Annotated in this window: 25 protein-coding genes; 18 read left to right on the top strand and 7 right to left on the bottom strand. The window is 43.2% G+C overall.

Annotation, left to right across the window (positions count from 1 at the left end):
• Positions 1–120 precede the first annotated feature (120 nt).
• Complete coding sequence (locus tag ABUE36_RS10235) at positions 121–807, bottom strand: LysM peptidoglycan-binding domain-containing protein (RefSeq protein WP_421016680.1); 687 nt, start codon at positions 805–807, stop codon at positions 121–123.
• A 381-nt stretch (positions 808–1188) separates the two neighbouring features.
• Positions 1189–1743 (bottom strand): LURP-one-related/scramblase family protein, encoded by a 555-nt coding sequence (locus tag ABUE36_RS10230; RefSeq protein ID WP_161001657.1) that lies wholly within the window; start codon positions 1741–1743, stop codon positions 1189–1191.
• A 189-nt stretch (positions 1744–1932) separates the two neighbouring features.
• On the opposite strand from ABUE36_RS10230, the gene ABUE36_RS10225 reads away from it, so the two are divergent.
• From ABUE36_RS10225 to ABUE36_RS10210, 4 genes are all read left to right on the top strand, one after another.
• Positions 1933–2637 carry a uracil-DNA glycosylase gene (locus ABUE36_RS10225; RefSeq protein WP_161001658.1) on the top strand — a complete coding sequence of 235 codons (705 nt, stop codon included), beginning with the start codon at positions 1933–1935 and terminating at the stop codon, positions 2635–2637.
• Positions 2638–2665: 28 nt separating this feature from the next.
• Entirely contained in the window at positions 2666–3643 is a 978-nt protein-coding gene (gene pta / locus ABUE36_RS10220) for a phosphate acetyltransferase (RefSeq protein WP_161004212.1), read from the top strand.
• A gap of 99 nt (positions 3644–3742) precedes the next feature.
• A complete protein-coding gene (gene tsaE, locus ABUE36_RS10215; RefSeq protein ID WP_161001660.1) occupies positions 3743–4216 on the top strand; it encodes a tRNA (adenosine(37)-N6)-threonylcarbamoyltransferase complex ATPase subunit type 1 TsaE in 474 nt (157 codons plus the stop codon).
• Positions 4209–4727, top strand: coding sequence for a GNAT family N-acetyltransferase (locus ABUE36_RS10210; RefSeq protein WP_421016679.1), 519 nt, complete (start codon positions 4209–4211; stop codon positions 4725–4727). Before tsaE ends, ABUE36_RS10210 begins: the two co-directional genes overlap by 8 nt.
• A gap of 178 nt (positions 4728–4905) precedes the next feature.
• On the opposite strand, the gene ABUE36_RS10205 is transcribed toward ABUE36_RS10210, so the two are convergent.
• Complete coding sequence (locus tag ABUE36_RS10205) at positions 4906–5439, bottom strand: 3'-5' exonuclease (protein ID WP_017262233.1); 534 nt, start codon at positions 5437–5439, stop codon at positions 4906–4908.
• Between the two features lie 130 nt (positions 5440–5569).
• On the bottom strand, positions 5570–6331 hold the full coding sequence (locus tag ABUE36_RS10200; protein WP_161001662.1) for an exodeoxyribonuclease III: 762 nt from the start codon (positions 6329–6331) through the stop codon (positions 5570–5572).
• 233 nt (positions 6332–6564) lie between these two features.
• Between ABUE36_RS10200 and murB the strand changes: the two genes are divergently transcribed.
• From murB to nagB, 7 genes are all read left to right on the top strand, one after another.
• On the top strand, positions 6565–7476 hold the full coding sequence (gene murB / locus ABUE36_RS10195) for a UDP-N-acetylmuramate dehydrogenase (protein WP_161001663.1): 912 nt from the start codon (positions 6565–6567) through the stop codon (positions 7474–7476).
• 204 nt (positions 7477–7680) lie between these two features.
• Complete coding sequence (locus ABUE36_RS10190; RefSeq protein ID WP_421016678.1) at positions 7681–9828, top strand: cation:proton antiporter; 2148 nt, start codon at positions 7681–7683, stop codon at positions 9826–9828.
• 103 nt (positions 9829–9931) lie between these two features.
• Positions 9932–10771 (top strand): diadenylate cyclase CdaA, encoded by an 840-nt coding sequence (gene cdaA / locus ABUE36_RS10185; protein WP_017262237.1) that lies wholly within the window; start codon positions 9932–9934, stop codon positions 10769–10771.
• Positions 10768–11940, top strand: coding sequence for a YbbR-like domain-containing protein (locus ABUE36_RS10180; protein ID WP_421016677.1), 1173 nt, complete (start codon positions 10768–10770; stop codon positions 11938–11940). Before cdaA ends, ABUE36_RS10180 begins: the two co-directional genes overlap by 4 nt.
• Positions 11941–11992: 52 nt before the next feature.
• A complete protein-coding gene (gene glmM, locus ABUE36_RS10175) occupies positions 11993–13345 on the top strand; it encodes a phosphoglucosamine mutase (RefSeq protein ID WP_161001667.1) in 1353 nt (450 codons plus the stop codon).
• Positions 13346–13697: 352 nt separating this feature from the next.
• Positions 13698–15515, top strand: a complete 1818-nt coding sequence (gene glmS, locus ABUE36_RS10170) for a glutamine--fructose-6-phosphate transaminase (isomerizing) (protein ID WP_161001668.1) — start codon at positions 13698–13700, stop codon at positions 15513–15515.
• Positions 15516–15859: 344 nt separating this feature from the next.
• Positions 15860–16573, top strand: a complete 714-nt coding sequence (gene nagB / locus ABUE36_RS10165; protein ID WP_161004220.1) for a glucosamine-6-phosphate deaminase — start codon at positions 15860–15862, stop codon at positions 16571–16573.
• Between the two features lie 489 nt (positions 16574–17062).
• Here the strand turns inward: nagB and ABUE36_RS10160 are convergent, their stop codons facing one another.
• Positions 17063–17398: a hypothetical protein gene (locus ABUE36_RS10160; protein WP_161001685.1), complete on the bottom strand. Its 336-nt coding sequence runs from the start codon at positions 17396–17398 to the stop codon at positions 17063–17065.
• A 218-nt stretch (positions 17399–17616) separates the two neighbouring features.
• Here ABUE36_RS10160 and istA point away from each other — a divergent pair, with 218 nt between their 5' ends.
• From istA to ABUE36_RS10135, 5 genes are all read left to right on the top strand, one after another.
• A complete protein-coding gene (istA, locus tag ABUE36_RS10155; protein WP_003555353.1) occupies positions 17617–18840 on the top strand; it encodes an IS21 family transposase in 1224 nt (407 codons plus the stop codon).
• A 9-nt stretch (positions 18841–18849) separates the two neighbouring features.
• Positions 18850–19587: an IS21-like element helper ATPase IstB gene (gene istB / locus ABUE36_RS10150; protein WP_014386885.1), complete on the top strand. Its 738-nt coding sequence runs from the start codon at positions 18850–18852 to the stop codon at positions 19585–19587.
• A gap of 593 nt (positions 19588–20180) precedes the next feature.
• A complete protein-coding gene (locus tag ABUE36_RS10145) occupies positions 20181–20888 on the top strand; it encodes a nuclear transport factor 2 family protein (RefSeq protein WP_161001670.1) in 708 nt (235 codons plus the stop codon).
• 280 nt (positions 20889–21168) lie between these two features.
• The gene (locus tag ABUE36_RS10140) at positions 21169–22164 is read left to right on the top strand and encodes a 3-hydroxyacyl-CoA dehydrogenase (RefSeq protein WP_421016676.1); all 996 of its coding nucleotides are present in this window, start codon (positions 21169–21171) and stop codon (positions 22162–22164) included.
• Between the two features lie 109 nt (positions 22165–22273).
• Positions 22274–22450, top strand: coding sequence for a hypothetical protein (locus tag ABUE36_RS10135; RefSeq protein WP_162855636.1), 177 nt, complete (start codon positions 22274–22276; stop codon positions 22448–22450).
• Between the two features lie 17 nt (positions 22451–22467).
• Here ABUE36_RS10135 and ABUE36_RS10130 read toward each other — a convergent pair whose 3' ends face one another.
• Positions 22468–23043 (bottom strand): DUF5067 domain-containing protein, encoded by a 576-nt coding sequence (locus ABUE36_RS10130; protein ID WP_421016675.1) that lies wholly within the window; start codon positions 23041–23043, stop codon positions 22468–22470.
• 223 nt (positions 23044–23266) lie between these two features.
• Here ABUE36_RS10130 and ABUE36_RS10125 point away from each other — a divergent pair, with 223 nt between their 5' ends.
• Positions 23267–23731: a MarR family winged helix-turn-helix transcriptional regulator gene (locus ABUE36_RS10125; RefSeq protein ID WP_161001673.1), complete on the top strand. Its 465-nt coding sequence runs from the start codon at positions 23267–23269 to the stop codon at positions 23729–23731.
• Positions 23732–23768: 37 nt separating this feature from the next.
• A complete protein-coding gene (locus ABUE36_RS10120) occupies positions 23769–24026 on the top strand; it encodes a hypothetical protein (RefSeq protein WP_421016674.1) in 258 nt (85 codons plus the stop codon).
• A gap of 128 nt (positions 24027–24154) precedes the next feature.
• Here ABUE36_RS10120 and ABUE36_RS10115 read toward each other — a convergent pair whose 3' ends face one another.
• Positions 24155–25084: an IS30-like element ISLpl1 family transposase gene (locus ABUE36_RS10115; RefSeq protein ID WP_421016461.1), complete on the bottom strand. Its 930-nt coding sequence runs from the start codon at positions 25082–25084 to the stop codon at positions 24155–24157.
• Positions 25085–25421: the final 337 nt, after the last annotated feature.

Genomic DNA, 25421 nt, shown 5'->3' with positions numbered 1-25421 from the left:
TAAACGATTCTGTGTAATTACAGGATCGTTTTTTTGCGTTTAGGAATTTAAAGAAGGTCACAAAAAAAGACCCATCCGAAGATGAGTCTTAAGTCAGAACATACTTAGATTAACAGTTGATTACCAACCGCGGTATGCAGCCCAGTGGGCAGCAGCGGCTGACCATGAACCGTAACGTGAAACAGCGTAAGCAGATGCAACACGTTCTTGGTTAGCAGCGGAGTAGTCACCGTTCAACTTGTCAGCACTCAATTGGTATTTACCAATGTACTGACCGTTACGGGCAGTGTAGCTACCACCAGATTCACCAGCAGCAATATAAGCCATGGCAGCTTCGTCAGATGATGAAGCTGTTGAAGTTGAGGCAGCCTGTGTAGTTGATGCTTGTGTATTTTGCGTAGTGGAAGCCTGTGTTGTTTGTGTAGTTGCTTGAGTCTGTTGTGCAGGCGCAGCTTGTGTAGTAGTTGTTTGAGCTATTGGAGCTTGTGTCTTAGCAACAGTCTGTGTTTGTACAACTGGTGCAGCTTGTTGAACAGGGGCAGCAGTTTGTGTTGTCGTAGTTGTTGTAGTGTTGGAAGTGCCGTCAGGGATAATCAAGTTTTGACCAACGTAGATTAAGTCTCCCTGGTTTTGCAACTGGTTAGCGTTGATGATTGCATCAATGCTTGTGTTGTTGGCGTGTGCCAAAGCGGAAACAGTGTCTCCGCTCTTAACAGTAACGTTTGAGTCTGCGTTTGCGGCAACAGTTCCAGCGGCTAATAAAGCACCGGCGCTTAAAGTAGTTAACAAAATTTGTTTGATCTTCATGTAGAAATTTTCACTCCTATATTGTGTATGGCGTCGCATCTTAATTGGCGACGCGCTTGGCAACCCCTCACGAGGATTCGTGGCTGGGGTGTTGTTCTCTTCCAAACAACGATGCCTACTATACATGGTGTAAATAACAACGAAATACCGTAGACATTACAAAATCAGAGTGTTTTGTCACATAAAGATGCTTTTGAAATATTTTGTAACATGATAATGTTTATAACTCGAAAATTATTGAAGTGTTGCCGAATTGACGGCAATGGGCATGATTACAAACATGTAACTATCCCCAGAAACGTTGATTTAACAGCATTTATCGCACATAAAAACGCCGTGAATCATCAAATAACGATACTCACAGCGCATTTCTTTACTAATTCATTCCTTTTCTCGATACTCGGGTCCAAGTGTTTTTGGTTCTTGACCTAAACGAAGGGCTTGATTATGAACGGGGCGCCGCCGTCCATTTTGTTTGGACCAACGATCCATGATTGCCGCAATCAGCAAGCAGACAGGTTCAGCAGAATGGTTAGCCACGCTGAGTTGATCATAGCCACCATCCGCACCGTCAACTGGGCGCATGTTGGCAATAATATGCGTCCCATGGTAGATTTTATATTTTCCAGACATGAGGTTGCCCATAACGACCCAGTTAAGACCATGAATATAAATAATCTCACGCCAAAAACCAAATGTGCGCCGGACCGAGCCAACTTCTTTACCATTAAAGTAAATGGCAAATTTTGGCATAATGCCTAAAGATAGTTGTTTTGCCTCCGCCAGAACTTCGCCTGAGGCAGAAGAAGCAATTAATTGTGCCCGTGACCAGCCAAATTGACCGGTAATTAGGTAGAGTGTTTGTCGATGAACGTCTAATACAGGGCGGACACCGTTTAAAACGCCCGGGGTTTGTCTAATGTATAACTGACGCATGATTAGTCTCCATTGTAAGGACGAGTGATTTAATAAACTGTTGTCTACGTTTGATTGTAACACGGTCCACGCTCTGAACCGTGGGAAACTCGTTGTTTCTCTCAACTATCTTTTAGATTAATGAAGACGGTTAGTTGATAATGTATTTTACGCTAGAGGTCTGCTACAATAAACGTTGAGGTGCAGGGAATGAAACCGTTTATTCATAATGACTGGTGGGATATTTTACAGCCTGAATTTGAACAGGCTTACTACCAAGAGTTACACAATTTTTTGAAGCAGGAATACCGCACGCAAACGATTTATCCTGATATGAACCACATCTTCACGGCTTTCGAATGGACGCCGTTTCAAGATGTTAAGGTGGTTATTTTAGGACAGGATCCGTATCATGGACCGCATCAGGCATTTGGTTTGAGCTTTGCTGTGATGCCAGGTGTGCAAGTGCCACCGTCGCTTCAAAATATTTATAAGGAATTGCAGGATGACCTTGGGATTGCGCCGGTGAATCATGGTTTTCTAAAATCATGGGCTCAGCAGGGCGTGTTGCTACTCAACTCCGTTCTGACGGTTCGGGATGGCAGGGCATTCTCTCATGCTGGTAAAGGCTGGGAGCGCCTGACCGATACGGCAATCAAACGATTGTCAGAACGTGAGACACCGGTTGTCTTCATTCTTTGGGGTCGAGCTGCTCGAGACAAGATTAAACTGATTGACACGCATACTAACATTGTGTTGCAATCGGCCCATCCGAGTCCACTTTCTGCATATCGTGGCTTTTTTGGTTCCAAACCGTTTTCGAAAACAAATGAGGCGTTAGTTGCGATGGGGGAAGCACCCATTAATTGGCAACTACCAGCTTCGGTTTCGATGGCGGATTTAAAAAATGGGTAATTAGACTAAATTATTGGAGGAATCACGCATGGATTTATTTGATAGTTTAAAGGATAAAATTGGTGGTCAAGACAAAACCATTGTCTTTCCAGAAGGTCAGGATCCGCGGATCTTGGGTGCTGCGATTCGGTTGGCCAAGGATGGCTTGGTAAAGCCAATTATTTTGGGACACGAGGCCGATATTGAAAAGACTGCAGCTGACAACAATTTGGATGCCAGTGGCGTATTATTGATTGACCCAGAAACATATCCTGAGGATAAGAAGAAGGACATGCTTGATGCCCTCGCTGAGCGTCGTGCTGGTAAGAACACGCGTGAACAGTTGGCAGATTGGTTAAAGGATGTTAACTACTTCGGTACGATGCTGGTTTACATGGACCAGGCTGACGGGATGGTTTCCGGTGCTGTTCACCCAACTGGTGATACGGTTCGCCCAGCACTTCAAATTATCAAAACTAAGCCAGGTGTCAAACGAATCTCTGGTGCGTTTGTGATGCAAAAGGGTGACGAACGTTATGTCTTTGCCGATTGTGCCATTAACATCGAATTAGACGCCGCTGGCATGGCTGAAGTTGCTATTGAATCGGCCCACACGGCGAAGGTTTTTGATATCGATCCAAAGGTTGCTATGTTGAGCTTTTCAACCAAGGGCTCTGCTAAGGGCGACATGGTGACTAAGGTTCAAGAGGCTACTAAGCTAGCCAACGAACAGGCGCCTGATTTGGCATTGGATGGTGAATTACAATTCGACGCTGCATTTGTACCAACGGTCGGCGCGGCCAAAGCACCTGGCTCAAAAGTTGCTGGTCACGCAAATGTGTTTGTCTTTCCTGAATTACAATCTGGTAATATTGGCTACAAGATTGCCCAACGCTTTGGTGGTTTTGAAGCAATCGGTCCAATCTTACAAGGCTTGAACAAACCAGTATCTGATCTTTCTCGTGGCTGTAATGAAGAAGATGTTTATAAGGTTGCTATCATCACCGCTGCACAATCCGTTAAGTAGTTAGATAATGTCACAATTAATCGCGATTCCACTTGTTTTGGGATGGCGATTTTTATTCAAAGAATGACGCGTTAAGTACGTTTGAGGAGTGAATCACACATGTTTTCAATCACCACGAAGACTGACGAAGAAACACAGGCTATTGGGCGACATCTTGCAGAGCTGGTGTCTGCGGGCGATGTTATTTTATTGGATGGCGATCTTGGTGCTGGCAAGACGACCCTGACTAAGGGTTTGGCGGCCGGTTTAGGCATTCACAGGTATGTTAAAAGCCCTACGTTTACCATCATTCGTGAGTACAAAGAAGGCCGTTTGCCACTGTATCACATGGATGTATACCGACTGGAAAATGGCGGTGGTGATGATTTGGGCCTCGATGAATATTTTAACGGACAAGGTGTCAGTGTTGTTGAGTGGTCACAGTTTGTTAAAGGCGAGTTGCCAGCTGAACGGTTAACGATTCATTTACACCGTGATGAAAGTAATATCGATCGACGCACCCTAATGTTTGACCCACAAGGTGAACACTATCAAAAAATGACTGATAAATTGGAGGCACAATACGATGAGTGAACCAACTGTAGATATTCGGCCTGTTACTGAAAATGATGCAGCAGACCTGCTAACCTTATTGGAAGATTTAAAAAAAGAATCTACCACATTCACTGCTGATCCTGCTTTGGCACATTTGTCTGTTGAAGAGGAAGCCGCTCAATTACGGGTGATGATCAGTTCACCACAAAACCATCTGATGGTAGCGGATTATGGCGGTCAGTTAATTGGTGTTGCCAGTATCATTGCTAAAAATGAAACAGTTGGCGAAATCGGAGTAGCCATTTTGAAGTCGTATTGGAATGAGGGGCTGGGGTCGGCCCTTATGGAAGAGATGCTCTATTGGGCGAAGACGGCCAGTTCACTGACGAATATTGTTTTAACGGTGCAGTTGGAGAATACGTATGCCAAACGGCTATATCGTAATTTAGGGTTTAAGGTCACTCATTTTGATTCTGTTGTGAATGCTGTCGGGGATGAGGTGCCTGCTCAGGAAATGACGTTAACTGTTCATCATGGGCATCAGGCGTAGTCATGTGTGAACGTCACTGAGAGTAAGTGGCTTCTGCTAGTTAATCGACACGTTGTTAGTATTAGTTATGTAAAAAGCCCAAATAAAAATCGTTTCGCTACAGATTTTACATCTGTTGGCGAAACGATTTTTATTGTCTATGGTAGGTTAAGCTCATTTAAACAAAAATCAAGACAAGTTATTGTAATTTTACAAATGGCTTGATTGCTGAAGCACCAAACTGTTGATCTTGGTAGATTAAAATGTTGGCGCAAGCTAAACTATCATCTAGCGCATTGTGATGGTGTTCCAAATTAACGTGGAGCCGTTCGCTGACAGTATTAAGCTTGTGGTTTGGAAATTCTGGGAAAAAGCGACGGCTTGTTTTGACCGTGTCTAAGGTCAAGTAGTGAACTGGTGCCAGATCATAATGAGCTAACGTGCTTTTTAATACGCCATTATCAAATGGGGCATTGTGAGCCACGACAAGTTGGTTGTTTGTATAAAACTGATTAATGTGCGGCCAGATTTCTGGGAAGGTTGGCGCGTCCGCGACATCACTCGCATGGATGCCATGAATCTGCGTATTGCGCCAAGAGAATTCTGTGTCGGGTTTAATCAGCGTATAAAATTCATCGACGACCTTGTTTTGTCTGACGATGGTCAGTGCCAATGAGCACGCACTGTGGCGTTGGGCACTAGCAGTTTCAAAATCCATTGCGACAAAATTCACGACGCTAAGCCTCCTTAATCGTTAGGTAACGTTAAACTTAAATTTATTATGTCAGTCTAAGGCCTTCACGTTTAAATGTAAAGAAATCTGTTAACGGGTTAAGTCAGGGGGACTGATTAACGAACTGAAATCAGTCCAACGCTTCTGTTTCTAAAGCAACCGGACAGTGATCAGAGCCAAGCACATCATTAAGGATTTTTGCATCGGTGACTTTAGCCATCAAAGGCGTTGATACGACAAAGTAGTCAATTCGCCACCCTGCGTTGTTTTTACGAGCGTTAAAGCGGTAACTCCACCATGAATACTGGCCGGTTAGGTCAGGGTAGAAGTGCCGGAAACTATCTGTAAAACCAGTGCCTAGTAAAGCCGTGAAATTATCACGTTCAGTGTCTGTAAAGCCGGCATGCTGATGGTTTGTCTTAGGATTCTTGAGGTCGATTTCTTCATGAGCGACGTTTAAATCACCGCAGAAAATGACGGGTTTCTTAGCCGCTAATTCATTTACATAAGCGGAAAAAGCTGTGTCCCATCCGTCACGGTAGTCTAACCGCTTAAGCTCTTGACCAGAGTTAGGTGTGTAACTCGTGAGTAAGTAGTACGTTTGGTATTCCAATGTGATCACGCGACCTTCGTGATCGTATTCATCGACGCCAATGCCGTAGGTGACGTTCACCGGTTCATGTTTGGTAAAGATGGCCGTGCCTGAGTAACCTGGACGATCGGCATAATTCCAGTACTGATGGTAGCCGGGGAGGTTGACCGTCGCTTGCCCCTCGTGCATCTTGGTTTCTTGAATACAAATAGCATCGGCATCTAAATCCGTCGCCGTTTGTTCAAAGCCCTTTTTTAAAACTGCTCGTAATCCGTTAACATTCCATGATACAAATTTCATGATGCTATCCTCCAAGAATTTTGTGTGAGCGGCGTTGTCCACCGGTGGTCGCGCTATGTAGTTTAACAAGTTGATTTTACCACAGCCATAAAAATGAAGTCTTTAATAAGGGAAACTGGTTTGAACTCAAATCGTGGTAAAATAGGACGAGGTTTACGGGCACCAGCTAATTGTGGCAACAAGCCACTTTATTGCGAAGTGAAACCGAAACGGTTAATTAATGAAGAAAGTAAATGGGTGACATCATGCAACAGGTTGATTTAAAAACTGTTTTTGCGTCCAGCAAGGTGATGCAAAACGAACCATTGGGAAATTACACAAATACGAAAACGGGCGGTCCAGCAGACTGGCTCGCGTTTCCTGAGTCACGCGCTGAAGTGGCCAAGTTTGTCGATTTTGCCAGACTTCACGAGATGCCAGTAACGGTCATCGGCAATGCTAGTAACTTGATTGTTCGTGATGGTGGCATTCGTGGGTTGGTACTTATTCTGACCCAAATGAAGACGATTACTGTGACGGGCAACACGGTCACTGCTGATGCTGGTGCGGCGTTAATTGATGCGACTGAGGTTGCTTACCAACATCACCTGACTGGTTTTGAGTTTGCAGCTGGCATTCCCGGCAGTGTTGGTGGGGCAGTGTTCATGAACGCCGGTGCATATGGTGGGGAAGTCAAGGACATTGTCAGTTCTGTTGATGTGCTGACACGTGCTGGTGAGTTTGTGACGTATCCTGCCGAAGAGATGGCGTTTGGTTATCGACACAGTCTGGTTCAAACGACCGGCGATATTGTTGTCGGCGCTAGCTTTACCTTAGTGCCAGGCGAAGCAACTACAATTCGTGCAAAAATGGACGATTTGAATGCACGGCGGGCCGCCAAACAGCCACTGGAATTGCCTTCCTGCGGTTCCGTGTTCAAACGACCAGAGGGTTACTTTGCTGGCAAATTGATTACGGACAGTGAACTACGCGGCTATACATCTGGTGGTGCACAAGTTTCAACCAAGCATGCTGGCTTTATTGTGAATGTTGGTGAAGCGACGGCTACGGATTACCTAGCAGTTATTCACCATGTTCAAGAAACAGTCTATGCCAAGTTCGGTGTACATCTTGAAACAGAAGTTAGGATCATTGGTGACAACTAAATGTTTGCTGAGCGCATTAACGTACTTGCTGGCTTATTGAAACAGTTAATTAAACAAAGGTGAGTTTTCAATCTTTAAATAACATTATTTTATCTGCTGACGCAGGCCAATCTGATTGGTCATGCGTCAATTTTTTTGTATGATAGAAGTAGATGCATGTTGAGCGTGGTGCCAATACGTGGCCACAGGAAGGGAGACAACAACTTGAACATTATTGAAGCGGTGATCATTCTTGTCCTGCTAGTGCTGCTGTCAAACATACTGGGACACTACTTGGAGGCCATTCCGGTCAGCTTGATTCAAGTGACCTTGGGATTATTATGGTCCGTTATTTTTCACATTACGATTCCACTCGAAACTGATTGGTTCTTACTATTATTTATCGCGCCACTACTATTTAATGACGGGCGGCGTTTTCCAAAAAGTGAGTTGTGGACATTACGAGGGCCAATCTTGGCAAACGCAGTTTTACTTGTGTTCCTAACCACGCTACTAGGCGGCTGGTTATTTCACATACTCATTCCTAGCTTGCCATTATCCGTGGGATTTGCGTTGGCCGCCATTTTGTCACCGACGGATCCAGTGGCGGTGACATCCATCGCCGAGCAGGTGAGTTTACCGTCCGCAATTATTCATCTGGTCAGTGGCGAAAGTTTGATTAATGATGCCAGCGGTTTGATTGGATTTAAATATGCGTTAGCAGCGGCCGTGACTGGAACCTTTTCACTCTGGTCTGCTGCTGGCGACTTCCTTTACACCAGTATTGCCGGTTTTGTGGTTGGTTTTGTCGTGATGACAGGATTGCAAATGTTGCGGGAGGTGTTGAGACGCTCGGGAATCAATGATCCAGTGTTTAACACAGTGTTACAACTAGTGGGTCCTTTCGTGATCTACCTCGGCGCAGAGGCGATTCATGCTTCCGGCGTTATTGCCGTTGTTACGGCTGGCGTTTTAGCCCATGTTTCAGAAAACCGAATTGTTGAGGATTTACCGGAACAACGGCTTTTGATTGAGCGGACATGGGATATTGTGGTGTACGTGCTAAACGGGATTGTGTTCATTATTCTTGGGGATGAGTTGCCTAGCGCAACGAAGGCAACAATTGCTGATCCGGCAACAGGAACGTGGCGCGCAATCGGCTATGTCGTTGTGATTTGGCTCATTCTTTTTATTCTGCGGGCTGTTTGGATTTATGTTTATGGTACATTGAGTCGTTTAAGCAAAAACTGGCGCATTGAGCATAAGAATACGGAACCAGTTACGGTTAAAACGGCGATTGTTTCTGGTTTAACAGGTGTTCGTGGTGCAATTACGCTGGCGGGTGTGTTAACGATTCCGGCGACCATTAGTAACGGGGATGCATTTCCAGAACGGTCATTAATTTTGTTTGTCGCTGCTGGTGTTATTGTGCTGAGTTTGGTCATCGCGGCAGTGACATTGCCATTGATCAGTCGGCGTGGGGCCATGCTGTTGACTCGAGGTAGTCAGGTTGACACCTTGGAAGAAATGACTGCGCAAGAAGAGGCTGATGATGGCGAAACGGTGCCGTTAATGTCGGTAGATGAAGCCAAAACGTACCTTTCTAAAACGGCAGTCAGAGTGCTGGAGTCACTGCGACGTCCTGAAAATCAACGGGCTGCGTATGACTTGATTCTCGATTATCAATTTATTATTCGGCGGTTACAGATGCGAACGCAGCCTTCCGAAGACGTGAAAATAATGATCGATTTTGAAGTTGATATTCGTCGAATTGCTCTGCAAGGTGAATTGAAACGACTGCAAGAGTTGCATGATGCTGGCTTAATCAATATTTGGAATTTTCGTTATTACCGTCGCCAAATCAAGTGGCGATTACGTAATGTGGATGCCCATCAGCGACGTGAAGCTTTACCCGCTTGGCGAACAGCTAGGCGTTTGATTCGACACGGTTTACGGCGGCTGCGAATTTTAATGACCGGCAATGATATGGTTACCTTTCGCCAGCAGCGTCAGTTAGTTGAAACGGAAACTGCCAAAGCAGCGATTGCCCGGTTATCACGTTTCTTTAAAGTCCATAACGCCAAGAAAAACGCACAGCAACGACAAAGTGTTTACCATCTGATTGTCCACTATCGCTACCGGATTGAACGGCGTCATCCTGTGACAAATGGCAGTGCTCGACAGCTCCAGTATGAGACTAATTTACGGGACTTGCGGGTACGTGCGCTCGCAGCGGAACGTTCAGCGGTGACAGAATTGTTGGATGCTGGGCGGATCAATGCTGTAATGGCAGCTAACCTGCGTCAATACGTTAATTACTCGGAAAATGTGCTGATGCTTGGTGAAGATTTACAAACGGAGGCAACAAGCTAGTGGATTGGTTTGCACGATGGTAAATCTGCTATACTTAAATGAGCGATTTGAAGCGTAATGTGAAGATCGCACGCCAACATTTGGCGATTTTAGGAGGAGTGTTATGTTACTTAATCCCAGCAACTGGCTCACCTGGACGGCGGCAGCACGTTTGCTCGACATTCTAGTGATTTGGTTTGTTATTTATGAGCTGATTATGCTATTACGAGGCACGCGGGCGGTAATGTTGTTCCGCGGGATCCTTGTGATTATCATTATTAAGATTGCTAGCTGGTATCTGGGCTTAGAGACAGTTTCCTGGGTCATGGACCAGATCATTAACTGGGGGGTTATTGCCCTGGTAATCATCTTTCAACCAGAAATTCGGCAAGGCCTTGAGCGTTTGGGTCGTGGCTCATTCATTCAACGAGGCCGGACGGCTCATGATGATGAAGAAAAGTTAATCGATGCGTTGGATAAGGCTATTCAATACATGAGTAAACGCCGGATTGGGGCGCTAATTTCTATTCAAATGGAAACTGGTTTGGAAGAGTACATTGAAACCGGGATTGATTTGGATGCGGACGTGACCGGTGAGCTGTTGATCAACATTTTCATCCCCAATACACCGTTACATGATGGCGCCGTGATCATTAAGGATAATCGAATTGCATCTGCTACCGCATATTTGCCGTTATCAGATAGTAATTTGATCCCTAAAGAACTAGGAACACGTCATCGTGCTGCTGTGGGGATTAGCGAGGTAACGGATGCGTTGACCATCGTCGTTTCTGAGGAAACGGGCGAAGTGATGTTTACGCGGAATAATGAAATGATGCGTAATTTGACTCAGGAAGACTATTTAAATTACCTTCGCAAACAATTGATCCCGGCAGAGCCAGAACGTCACAATTGGTTCTTGGACATTGTTAACCGAATTTTTAGGGGAGGTGGCCATAAATGAAAAAGTTTAATCGCTTTCTCAATAGCACGCTCTTCTACCGTTTATCAGCGTTAGTTTTGGCCATTTTCTTAGTTGTTTACGTGACCGGTTCAACAGGCAACGACACCCGTTTAGCCCGTCAGGACAATCCTAGCAGGGTATCTTCACTGACGTCGACCAAAACAAAAACAGTGTCGATGCCATTGCAACTAAATATCAATTCAAATAAATACTTTGTAACAGGTTATCCGGAGCGAGTTAAAGTTAAAATCACAGGACCGGCTGCATTAGTCACGGCAACGACGAACACGCAAAACTTTAGCATTAATGCGGACTTGTCAAAGCTGTCAATGGGTAAACACAAGGTGACGTTGAAGGCCGATGGACTCAACAAAGAATTAACCTATCAAATTGAGCCGAAGACAATTAACGTCACGATTGCCCATCGTGAGACGATTACAATGCCTGTCCACGTGAAATATGACGCCAATAGTTTGGCAAGTGGCTATCAGGTTGGCACGCCAACAACGTCAGTTAATAGCGTTACGGTAACCGGTGCAACGTCTGAAGTTGAACAGGTAGCCCAAGTGGTTGCGCCAATTAATTTGACCAAGAATAGTACGTCAACCTTAACAGCGACTGTTCAGTTGGAGGCTCAAGATGCTAATGGCCATACAGTTAACGTGGTGATGACACCTTCAACGGCTAGTGTGACCGTGCCAATTACATCCAACGAAAGTTCTAAGAAGGTTAAGGTTAATTACGAGCCTAAGAATGCGGAGGATGGTAAGAGTTATTCGATTACCGGTGACGTTGATAGTTTGACTGCATACGGCACAAAGAGTGCGATTAGCAAATTAAAGAGTAGTATAGTAGCTAACGTAGATGTTTCTGGTCTGCCAATTGGAACGACCAAGCAACAAGTTAATTTAACGCCTTCTGCCAGTGGCATTAGAAGCTATTCTGAGACGACTGCCAATGTCACGATTAAAGTGACATCCAGTAACGCGGATAGTAATGGGGTTCAGCATGGCGATTCGTCAACAAGTTCCTCTGATGAATCATCTAGTGAAGCGGCTGGTAGCAGTGAAACGTCTTCTAGTAGTGGTGATACGAATAGCTCGGCGGGTAGCAGCGAAACGGGCAGTAGCACAAGTGCGTCCAGTAGTTCAGCTGCCAGTAGCAACTAGTTAGCAAATAAACAAGTCTTTAGGGACAAACGACGAAGTGAGGAAGAAACAAATGAAATATTTTGGAACAGATGGTGTACGAGGCATTGCAAATCAGAATTTGAGTCCTGAACTTGCATTCCGACTTGGCCGTGCCGGCGGGTACGTGTTAACGGAGCACGCCGATGAAGATCATCAACCACAGGTTTTGGTGGCGCATGATACGCGTATTTCGGGTCAAATGTTGGAAGAAGCACTGATTGCAGGGCTTCTGTCAGTTGGAATTGAAGTACTTAAACTCGGTGTTATTACAACTCCCGGCGTAGCATATCTTGTCCGGGTACAACAGGCAGATGCTGGTGTCATGATTACGGCGTCTCACAATCCAGTTGCCGATAACGGAATTAAGTTCTTTGGTGGTGATGGTTTTAAACTATCTGATTCTTTGGAAGAAGAAATCGAAACCCTTTTGGATGCGCCTAAAGATGAATTACCGCGTCCGTCATCGGAAGGATTAGGAACTGTTGAAGACTATCAAGAAGGCGCGGCCAAATACACGCAATTCTTAGAGCAAACGATTCCTGATCAACTAAATGGTTTGCACATTGCCGTGGATGCGGCTAACGGTGCTACCAGCAAGTTGGTGTCACGTTTATTTGCAGATGTAGACACTGATTTCGATACGATGGCAACGAATCCTAATGGGTTGAACATTAACGATGGCGTTGGTTCTACTCATCCTGAGGCACTACAACAGTTTGTTGTTGAAAAAGGCGCCACTATGGGTGTTGCGTTCGATGGTGACGGCGATCGTTGTATTGCTGTAGATGAAAATGGTGACATCGTTAATGGTGATAAGATCATGTTCATCTGTGGTAAATATATGCATGAACATGGGCGTCTTAAGAAAGACACGGTGGTTACCACTGTGATGAGTAACCTTGGCCTTTATAAGGCTCTGGAAGGCAATGAGATGCACAGCGTACAAACGCAAGTTGGTGACCGATACGTGGTTGAAAAGATGTTAGCGGATGGCTATAACGTCGGTGGAGAACAGTCCGGACACGTTGTTTTCTTGGACTTCAATACAACCGGTGATGGCATGTTAACTGCTTTACAACTTATGTACATTGTTCAAACGACTGGTAAAAAGTTGTCTGAACTGGCCAGTGAAGTAACGACATATCCTCAAAAGTTGGTTAACGTTAAAGTTGCTGATAAAAAGGCAGCTTTGGAAAATGACCAGATTCAGGCGATCATTAAAAAGGTCGAAACTGAAATGAATGGTGATGGACGCGTGTTGGTTCGTCCAAGCGGCACGGAGCCATTGCTGCGGGTGATGGCTGAGGCACCGACTCAGGAAGTGGTCGACGGTTATGTCGATGAAATCGCTGACGTTGTGCGTCAAGAAGTCGGTATTGAATAGTGGCAACGCATACTGAAGGCTGATTATTTTATGGGCTGATGGGTTAGTCACTGAACATGAAAATTTAAGCTGTGTTTCCATTTCTGGATGCACGGCTTTTTTGTTTGCGATTAGAAATATCACATTAATGTAGTCAAACACGAATCTGTTAGGCACGCTGATCCGTCATTAGTCGTGCTGAGTAGATTTGGCCTAAATGTTCCCATTTGGAGAAAATTAAGGTTTAGTAATCATATAGACCACTAAAGACAAAAGGTTGACGTGATGTGTTTAAAAGCGTTATTATAATACTGCTTTCAAAAAAGAAAACGGTATTATAATAGTCTATACCAATTTAAAAAGGATGAACGTTATGTGTGGAATTGTTGGAGTGACAGGAAACGAAAATGCGGTTGAAATGTTGATGAATGGTCTCCGTCGTTTGGAATATCGTGGCTACGATTCAGCCGGAATTTACGTGAACGACCAAAATGGCAAAGATTACTTAGTTAAAGAAAAAGGCCGCGTGGCTGATCTGGCTAAGGCAATCGGTGAAGATGTCCACGGTTCCACGGGGATTGCGCATACGCGGTGGGCAACGCATGGACAACCTAGCGTTGCCAATGCGCATCCACAAGTATCCGCTGATGGGCGTTTTTACTTGGTCCACAACGGCGTCATCGAAAACTACATTGAATTAAGAGACAAGTATCTCCAAGATGTAACGTTCAAGAGTGAAACAGATACTGAGGTCGTTGTTCAATTAATCGACTACTTCGTCAAACATGATAACTTAACCACCTTAGAGGCCTTCCGCAAGGTACTTTACTTGGTGGGAGATTCTTCATACGGTTTCTTGCTGATGGATCGCGAAGAACCGGACACTTTGTTTGTTGCTAAAAACAAAAGTCCATTGCTAGTTGGTGTCGGCAATGGCTTTAATGTCGTTTGCTCAGATGCCATCGCAATGCTGAACTACACGCATGATTTCATTGAGATGCAGGACGGCGAAATCATGATCTTAACGCCTGAAAAAGTTGATATTGAAGACGAGGAAGGTCACCACATTACCCGTTTGCCATTCCACGTCAGTATGGATGCCAGTGAGGCCGATAAGGGAACTTATCCACATTACATGTTGAAAGAAATTGATGATCAACCAACTGTCATGCGTAAATTAGCACAAACGTACTTTAATGATGACGGACAAGTGACTATCGATGACGAACTGTTGGCGGATCTACAATCAGCTGACCGGTTGTATATTGTTGCTGCGGGAACAAGCTACCACGCTGGTCTAGTCGGTGAACGTTTGTTTGAACGGCTAGCAGCGGTACCGACCGAAGCCCACGTGTCCTCAGAGTTTGCTTATAATTCACCCATTCTCTCCAAACATCCATTCTTTATTTTCCTGAGTCAAAGTGGTGAAACTGCTGATTCCCGTGAAGTGTTAACTGAGGTAAACGCAAAGGGTTATCACAGTTTGACAATCACAAATGTGCAAAACTCAACGTTATCGCGTGAAGCAACTTACACAATGCTGTTAAATGCGGGTCCAGAAATTGCGGTTGCTTCTACCAAGGCTTATACGGCTCAAATTGCTGTAGAAGCTATTATTGCTAAGGCGTTAGGAGAAGCAACGCAACAAGTGGCCGCAGCCGATTTTGACTTGCGTCGCCAACTGGGACTGGTCGCTAATGGTATTCAAGCTTTAGTTGATCAGAAAGAACGGTTTGAAGCTGTTGCTAAGGATAATTTTGTCGATCAACGTGATGCTTTTTACATTGGGCGTGGCATTGACTATGCGGTTTCACTTGAAGCCTCGTTGAAATTAAAGGAAATTACCTACATTCATTCCGAAGGGGTCGCAGCCGGTGAATTAAAACATGGCCCAATTGCATTGATTGAGTCCGGCACGCCGGTCATCGGTATCATTACCCAAGAACGAACGGCTTCACTGACACGTAGCAATTTGGCAGAAACTGCCGCTCGGGGTTCCCACATCATGACGATTGTGACGAAGTCGTTGGCTAAACCACATGATGATATTATTTTGGAAGACGTCGATGAGATGTTAACGCCATTATTAACCATCATTCCGGCTCAGCTAATTTCCTACTACACGAGTTTGCTTAAGGGATTGGATGTTGATAAACCACGGAATTTGGCTAAGAGTGTCACGGTTCAATAATAAATAGTTTGTTTTTAGTTTGGACAGAAGCTGTAACATATCTCTGCTTTTGAGAACAAGCATTAAACGTAATAGCACCTGATTCCCAAAGTAGGAATCAGGTGCTATTACGTTAAGCAAGAAATTTGTCATGCGATAGTGCTCACAGCGTTTGTTCTAAATGAACTCATGCCATGAATTCTACTCTATTTACCAAGTCCCTCTGAATTGGCCAAACGGTCAGTCTTTACTTGTATGAAGAAAGCAGTGACAAACAAAAATCAGATTTACAGCTTAGGTGACTTGTAAAATTGTCTAGACCTGTTATAATTGGACTATACCAATAAGAAAAAGGGAGACTCGACATGAAGGTTATTGTTGTAAAGAACGCCGCTGAAGGCGGTAAGCAAGGTTTTCAAGTGTTTAAGGACGCATTAGCTAATGGTGCTAAGGTATTTGGGTTGGCAACTGGTAGTACGCCAATTTCAACATATGATGAAATTACGAGTTCAGACTTGGACTTTAGTCATGTGACTTCTGTAAACTTGGATGAATACGTTGGTCTTGGACCTGATCATCCACAAAGCTACAACTACTTCATGCACGAGCACTTCTTTAACAAGAAGCCATTTGCAAACTCATATTTGCCAGATGGTTTAAACAAAGATGCTGAAGCTGAAACGAAGCGTTACGACAAGGTAATTGCTGATAACCCAATCGACTTAGGTATTCTGGGATTAGGCCGTAATGGGCACATTGGTTTTAACGAACCAGGTACGCCATTTGATTCCACAACACATCAGGTTAAATTAACAGAATCTACTATTGCTGCCAACGCACGTTTCTTCGATAACGAAGAAGAGGTTCCTAAGTATGCTTACTCTATGGGGATTGGTTCAATCTTAAAGGACAAACAAATTTTGCTGGAAGCTTATGGTGAAGAAAAAGCAGATGCAGTGAAGGGTATGATTGAGGGACCTGTTACGCCTGATTTACCTGCTAGCTCATTACAAAACCACGACAATGTTATCGTTGTGATTGACGAAGCAGCTGCTTCAAAGCTCAGCAAGAAATACTAGAAATAAAAAGAAAGCAGATATAACACGTTTAAGCTTTCTCAAGTCACACAAATAGACGTTCATGGGTGGAAATGCCCATGGACGTCTATTTTGTGTTAAATGGGCAAAAGACAGCGCTATGGCTCGCGTTTACGACAATTTTCATCTGCGCGAATTTTGCGATTGAAGGGGAGTTGATTGTTGCCATTTCACTAAGAGTCAAACTGAAGTGTTATGTTCCAATGCCTGCGTGTTTATAAAGAAAAATAACCAAATCATCATTTATAAATGGCAATTTGGTTATTTTTCTAATAAAAACATTAAAATATGGATAGACATAATTTAAAATACGTGATAACTTTAAATTACCATTTATTTACTTCCTCTTCCAAGGACGTTCACCCCAATGACGCCTTGGAACGGTACATCGTTGATTTGGTGTTCCTAACCTAAATGGCCCTTGAAAGGAACCGATGCCCGTCGGTTCCTTTTTTGGCATCCTTTTTTTGGTTAACCGACTTGGTTTTCTCTGAGAATAGCATCGACAACAGCTTGCATTTCTGGTGTCTTAATCCATTCTTCCCAGTGATCCATATCCCAACCTTGCATGAGAAAATGATGATTAATGTAATCTTCATATTTAATCACGTTTGCTGATTCAGGAATATTGAGTTTTAGAATGCGGACCTCTTTAATGAACTTTTTCTCGGCTGCAAATTCTGCACGCCCATTGTGAACCATGTTGCCAATTTCCATGTACTTTGAGCCATCATTTCGGGTGATTTCCTCAATCATGTCTAACGATTCATGGCCTGGTTCTTTTAATGGTGCTGGTTCTTCTGCCATCATATATGACTCCTTTCTGTAAAAACAACGCTAGTCCATTATCGCATGAAACTTATTTGCTGACGAAAAAAGAGTAAAAAAAAACCACCATCTTGCGACGGTGGGCGGCATAAGTGTAAAAGGCACCCGTAAAATGTAGGAAAACGGCAGGTTAGAACTGTTGGTTTTCCTACATTTTTTGTATCATGAATCACATCAGAGTGTAGGAGGAATTTGATGTGAGACGTGATTTAAGAGAAGGAGTGACGATTTACGTGACTGAAAATATTAAGCCTAACTTCGCCGAGATTGCCCGGCAATATAATGTTGATTATCGAACCGTTAAGAAAGCCTATGAGGAAGTCAAAGCTGGACTTAAGGGCCGACCAAGTGGTCGACCGAAACGGCCAAGTTTACTGGATCCATTCAAGCAAACCATCGATTCAAAGCTTGAACTAAATTGTTCGGCTGCTTCAATTTTTAAATTTATCCAGAAGAAGGGCTTTACCGGCAGCTATACCCTCGTGAAAGATTATTGTCGCCAAACCCGCCGAGAACGAGTTAAGAAAGCTACCATTCGGATTGAACATTCCCCTGGTCTCTCTGCTCAAGTTGACTGGAAAGAAGAAATGGCCCTAGTGAGCAGCGAGGGTGAGCTGTTTAAATTCAATATTTTCTTGTATGTATTGCCTTATTCAAAACTCAAATATATGACACTAACCTTTGATCGGAGCCAAGATACCCTCTTTTCTTGCTTACACGACGCTTTCCTTCATACCGGAGGTATTCCGACGGAAATCTGGTTTGATAATATGAAAACCGTTGTGGATCATACAAAATCCCAGTTTGGCCACGCTGTCTTTAACGAACGGTTCCACGAATTCTGTAAAGATGCCGGTTTCACACCAATTGCTTGTCGACCATTCAGACCACAAACTAAAGGTGCAGTTGAAGCCCTTGCTCGCACGGTTGAACGTTTACGGCCATACAATACTGAATTTGCTGATGGAACTGAGCTAATCGAACTAGTTCATATGCTCCGAGATGATCTAAATCATGAAACTTCGCAGGCCACGGACGAAGTCCCGTACCTGAAATGGTTAGACGAAGAAAAAGAGTACCTTCATCGCGTTCCAGTTAATCTCCTTGAACCATACTTCGAAGAAAACATTACCCGTGTCGTTTCGAAGGAGGCCATGATCAATTTCCGCAAATGTAAGTACTCAGTAGATCCGCGATACATTGGTTGTACGGTTGCTGTTGAAATCTCCAATGATGAGCAGCGCATTCACATTTATTATAACGGAGAAGAAATTCGTACGCACTCCATAACTACCAATTCGCTGAATTATGACCCCCAAGATCAGTTCAATATCCTCAAATCTGATTTGCTTAAAGGGCGGACAGATGAAGACATTTCAGCTTACATTCGTGAACATATGACTGATTACGACAACTTATAGGAGGCTACCATGACCACTAATAATCAAATTCTTTTAAATAATCTTGAGCGCTTAGGGTTAAACAAAATCCGTGAATACTTGCCGAATTACCTTGATCAAATTCACACTGATAATCTGTCATTAACTGAGGCGCTAATTGATTTAACTAATTCGGAACTCCAGAATCGACACGAAGGTCAGATTGCACGGGCCATTGGCCGTGCTCGGTTCCCCAATACAAAATCCCTAGATACATTTGATTTTAGCTTTCAACCCAGTATGAATCGCCAAGAGGTTCTGGAATTCCAGAATCTGGCTTTTATGGAAAAGTCTGAAAACTTAATCTTTATTGGCAATCCGGGAGTCGGTAAAACCCACTTGGCAATTAGTATTGGGATTGAGGCCTGTAAACAGGGCTGTCGGGTTCTCTTTATTAATTGTCATGAGCTGTTGATTAGATTGAGAGCAGCTTACGAAAAAGGACTGCTTGATCGATCTCTAAGCCGCTATTCGCGCTATGACCTATTAATTATTGATGAAATTGGGTATTTGCCAATTGGTCACCAAGAAGCTAACCTCTTATTTCAGCTAGTCAATGCCCGCTATGAAAAGCATTCAACGATCATTACCAGCAATAGTGATCTATCCGCTTGGGTTGATATTTTCCAGAACCCAACTGTGACAGCAGCCATTCTCGATCGCTTGGTTCATCATGTTCACGTAGTGAAGATCACTGGTAAATCTTACCGATTACGTGGCCTCAAGTAACTGCCGAAAACCTACATTTCTTTCTGCCGAAAACCTACATTTTTAAACTGCCCTTGACACATAAGAGAGAAAGAGAATTGATTAGAAGGTAATTACTAAATACCTTACGAGAACAATATACCTAATAATGAAAGCGCTGTCAATGACTATTTTAAAGATATCTTTATAGCATGTACCACGGATTTATCGCTCAGAATAACCTATTATCGGGAATGGTCATTAAGGACTACTTGATCAGTTCAAGAACCATGTGATTCAAAGATCTTCATCGCAGTATCAAAGCCTTGTGAGACCCTCAAGTTTCTATATTAGTATGATTGTCTGTTGGGTAGCAGCCCATGATTTAGTAAAAGACGGGATTTAAAACAATTCGAGTTGTAAGCGGTTACAAAACAATCAGAATCGGTTAGAATAGAGGTATGGAAAGAAGCTATTAATTAAGGAGATGAGCTTATGGGGTTTCAGGTTGAACTAGCAATCATTGCCATTACCGCAATTGTAATTATGGTGTTGTTGGGCATTTTGGGACTGCATGACGGTCGTCACCTACACACTTAATATCCGTAAGATTAATAAAACGGGGGTGGGGCTAGATGACTAAGCAACTTTTTAATCGAAAAATATTGGTAAAACAAGATGATGGACGTCAATTTATTGATGTTATCGAAGACGCAACGCATTTATCCTGGGCATCTACAGTTGATGAAACATTACAACAACGTGATGTGGATGCTGTAATCACGCGGCTCGCTGACGGCGTATTCAACTTGAATTGGTTGGGATTACGCGGCGCAATGTCAGAAACGATGGACTTTAATCGTCATACATTAGTTGGCGTTCGGTTTGATTCGGAAAAGGGACCACAACGGTTTGCTGGTAGTGTTCAATTATTAAATGATGATGGAACGCCTGACTTGAGCCCGTTTACGAATTGCCAAATCGTGTTGGCTTTTTGGAATGCCTTCTTTAACCGTCACGATGTCTCTGCGGTGACACAGTATGTGGCGCCAGAGTTTATTCAACATAATCCAAGCATTGCCGATGGTGCGGAAGCATTTACACATTATTATCGAGTTTTGTTTGGTCCTCAAGGGAGTTTGCGCGAGTCGAAACGGACGGTTGTCAGTGTAGCTGACCGAGATGATCTTGTGTATTTGCATGTTATTAGACAGGATTCTCCGACAGCGACCGAAATGGCCGAAGTTGATATCTTCCGTGTTCGCGATGGTCAGTTAGTTGAACACTGGGCGGTGAAACAACCGTTTCCAAACCATAGTGCAAACGGACACCCGATGTTTTAAACTGTGTAGCAAAAACTAACGCACCATTTTTGATGACAATAATTAGAGAGACAGGTTTGTGATTTTTGAAAAAATACTAAAATACGAAGGTAACTGCTATGTTGAAAGAAAACTGGCAGTTACTTTTTTCGTTGGAAAAGTTACCGTTCTTTCATCGTAATCAAAACAGTGTAATTAGTTCATTTTTTAAGGACGAATAATATCGCTCATGTTAATGAAATCTTATAGTAAAGGCGGAAAGGGTTTAAAACCGAACTAAGATTTGGAAAGGGAGATAATCATGGCAATTAAACATGTAACTGTTGCAGGTAGCGGTGTTTTAGGGAGTCAAATCGCGTTTCAGGTCGCCTTTAAGGGGTTTGATGTCACTATTTACGACATCAACGATGATGTAATTGATAAAGCCAAGACGCGTATTGGTGGACTGGCTGAAATCTATGCTAGTCAAATTGCGGGTTCGCAAAGTCAGTTTAGTAACCTGGTGAAGGGAACAAACTATAATGCTAACTTGTTGCCTGGATTACCGGATGCCATTATTGGCAGAATTCAGGATGCGGAAAAAGTTGCACGAGAGACTCCAGCTCGAATAAGCTATGCGACGGATCTGAAAACTGCCGTTCAAAACAGCGACTTGGTGATTGAAGCCATTCCTGAATTGTTGGATTTAAAAACAAAATTTTATCAACAATTAAGCCAAGTAGCACCCAGCAAAACAATTTTTGCCACTAATTCCTCTACACTAATTCCAAGTCAATTTTCAGAAGCAACTGGGCGTCCCAAACAGTTTCTTGCGTTGCACTTTGCTAATGAAATCTGGAAGAACAATACTGCCGAAATCATGGGACACGCGGGGACTGATGCAAATATTTATCAGACGATCGTTCAGTTTGCAAAAGATATTGGCATGATTGCAATTGAAGTTAAAAAAGAACAGCCTGGTTACATCTTGAATTCTATTTTGGTGCCGTTTTTACATGCGGCACAACTTTTGTATTTGAAGGGCGTCGGTGATCCGCAAACAATTGATCGGACTTGGATGATTGCCACAGGTTCACCGATGGGTCCGTTTGCAATCCTAGATATGGTCGGTATTCAGACGGTTTACAATATTATCCAGAACTATGTCGCAACAACTGGAGATCCAGACTTCAAACAGTTGGCGACAATGATGAAAACGGAATACCTTGATAAAGGAAAGCTTGGTGTCTCAAGTGGAGAAGGATTTTACCACTATCCTAACCCAGCCTTTGAGGATGAAAATTTCTTGAAGGGATGATTTGAACCGACTCGAACCAGATGTTCATAAAGTGGCAAGCAAAAGAAAGGGTCTTTCACCGGATGACATGCTACACTACCCGTAACACGCCTAAGGAGGAAGACCCTTTATGAATGATCATGATGCAAAATGGGTATTAGATGAATTAGCAAAACTGCGAACTGACGACAATCGGGTGACTGTTGATGCAGCAATTGATTTAATCAAGGAGCAGCGCGATGAAATCGATAGTCTACATGGATCGATGGAAGGACAATTGTGGAGCCCTAAGCAGTGGCGGCAGTAGATGATTTCATAATTAATCTATTCGTTTCCATTGATTGTCAATGTCGTCGTGCCGATATTTTTCTGACCATCATGCACGGTCAATGTGACTGGACCAGCTGAGGGCGAAATTTTATACATGGCAGCCACTGTGACGTGTTGGCCAGCATCAACTGGCGTCACAGAATTGTTGATGTCATCATTGTCGCTGTCACTATTTTGACCCGACAGTGATAATGAACCACTAACCAAGGTTTTACCATCCTGGCTGGCCTTGAAATATTTTGACCATAAATCTGATGGCACTTGCTGTTTTGTCGATTGATTTGAGTACTCGTAAGTGATGAGCAGTTGCTGATGGTTTGGAAATGCAGAGGCAACTTGACGTTGGCCTGTGATTTTAATAGTACCGGTGCTGGCTGTAAGCGTATTGCTTGCAAACGTCGCTACCGGTGCTTTTTTATTTGCCCGAGTTGTTTGTGTTGATTCACTAGAAACTTTTTTACTCGATGTTTGACGTTGAGATGATGACGAGTGCTTTGCAGATGGTGCACAACCAGTCAATACAGTGGCTGAAATAGCCGTGACTAATAAAGAAGAGACGATTTTATTCATGAAAACCTCCTAAAAGGTATATTTATATTTTCGTAGCTGACGTTTATTTTATCGTGCACTATTTTATTTATTAACGCAATTAATGTGGTTAAAACGGTTGCACAAAGGCGTAGGCCTTTTTCCTAGAAGCTACACCGTTTATGTATATAATAGTAGATGAGTATGCAGGCCACGGTAGTCGTTTTTTTGGTGGTGCCTCGTTTGTAAATGGAGGAAGAAGCAAATGGCCAACGAAGAATTATTGAACGAATCAATTGATGTTTATATTCACTTTTTAAAATACTTAGATGAATTTGTGTCACGACCAGCGGCAGAGTATCAAATTTCGTTTGAACAGTATTTGATTTTGCACGATGTTTCGCGGGAGAAAAACTTGACGTTGATGGAAATTGCAGCACGTCGGAATGTCACACGGAGCGCAGTTTCTCGTCAAATTCGTGCCTTATTAACCAAGGACTTGATTAAGCAAGTTGCGGATAGTCATGATCGTCGTCGAATGAATCTCAGCCTAACTGCTAAGGGTAGCAAGGCAGAATCGCAAATTAGTGAACGGGTTACTCACCGCTTCAGTGTTTGGATTAATGAATTCGGGGAGGATCAGGCTAAACAAGTGTTAGCCTTTATTCGTGAATTTGGGACTAAGTTTGCCGATCCAAATGGCACACACGATTCGCGCAAGCCAAAATGAGATAAGCCAATTTTAATGAAAACGGGGTAGTTGATGAATGACAACAGTCGTTGTGAATGAGGGTAGTGTTGATTTAGTAAATGGTGCGAGCGTTCAAGCTCATTTTGAGGTTCACGATGTTGAGCAGGGCGTATTATTGGTTCTGACTAATAGCAATGTGAGTGCAGATCAACTTGTCTCGTTGATGAATGAAAAAGAGGACGCAATTGGTGATGCGCTAGCTGATGCGACCAATCAGGATGTTAATGTGGTCTCTTGGCGTGATGAGGCAGGACAGACGCATCAGTTGCAGTAAGATGAAATGTGGACACCTGTTGAGAATGTTATTTTAATGAAATTAACGTGATGCTGTGTTGATCAGCATCTTTTTTATGGATTTGATAAAAATAACAAAAAAACTTCAATGTAAGGTAGATTGCAAATTTAATCCGAATTTTTGGACAAATTTGTCAGCATAACCTGATACGGTGTTTGCCAGTCGAGTATTTTAAGCGGTCGCTGGTTAATTTGGAGTAACGTCGTCGTTAAATCTTGAGCACTAATGTGTTCAAAACGAGTCCCTTTAGGATAAAAATAACGTAAATTCCGATTAAAGCGTTCATTACTACCACGTTCAGCTGGCGTATAAGCATGGCAGTAATAGGTCTTAATACCATATTGTGATTCAAGTGATACTAGCCCACTAAACTCAGTGCCACGGTCCACAGTAAAGCTGTGCACCGGACCATTAAAAGTGGTTAGGAACTTAGTTAGTGCTTCATTAACAGTCACTGTCGTCCGATCTTTTAACCGGTATGCCCAAAGGAACCGTGATTTTCGATCGATTAAAGTTAATAAAACTGCCTTACTATGCCCACGAGGACCAACGACTGTATCTAGTTCAAAATCGCCGATGCGATTACGTTGATTAATCATCATGGGACGCTGTTCAATTGATCGCCCCAAAGATTGATTATATTTGGATCGTTGGTCAACGTTACGCCGTTGGCGTACGCCATGTTCAGGTAGATCATTCAAGGAGAAATCAATTCTCTCCTGATTTAGCCAATTATAAATAGATTTAGTAGCTAGTTTAAATTCGTGAGCAATCATTCCTGGTGACCAGCTTAGACGTAAATGGTTGAGAATTTTTTGCTTTAACTCATCGCTCAGCTTAGTTTTCCGACCACATCGTGATCGCTTGTATTCGGCATCTGTTTGTGCTAATTCAGCCTGATAAGGTTGACATCGAGATAATTCATAAGAAATTGTTGACGGTGATCGGTTCAGCCGAACGCCCATTTGGATATTGGACAGCCCTAGTTCACAAAAGGTTTCGATTTTAATTCGTTCGGAATAGGTTATACTAGACAAAAGATCAGCTCCTAAAAGATGGGTTTGTGGTAAACACCATTTTAAAGGAAGCTGATCTTTTTTGTCCGAACAGCGTTCGGATTAATTTTACAATCTACCGTAACCATTTTCAAACGACCTTTATGGCTTGTAATTTGGGCAATTTCGGCACATAGTATACGTGGTTCAAAAAGGACTATCAATTTCGCAAAGATGGAGTGATTGTGACGGTTTTAAAATCTAAAAATTAAATGCGTAACAGTCCGATGTTACGTCGACTTAGCAAAAAGCCAATCAGTATCACTGATGTGTTTTTTGATGATGCGACGCTAGCGACCATCTTTGAAGGATTAGACCT

It is taken from the genome of Furfurilactobacillus cerevisiae, assembly GCF_048961765.1.
Lineage (GTDB): Bacteria > Bacillota > Bacilli > Lactobacillales > Lactobacillaceae > Furfurilactobacillus > Furfurilactobacillus milii_A.
Note: the sequence above shows the minus strand (reverse complement) of the source record. Positions and strands in the feature narration are given on the sequence as shown.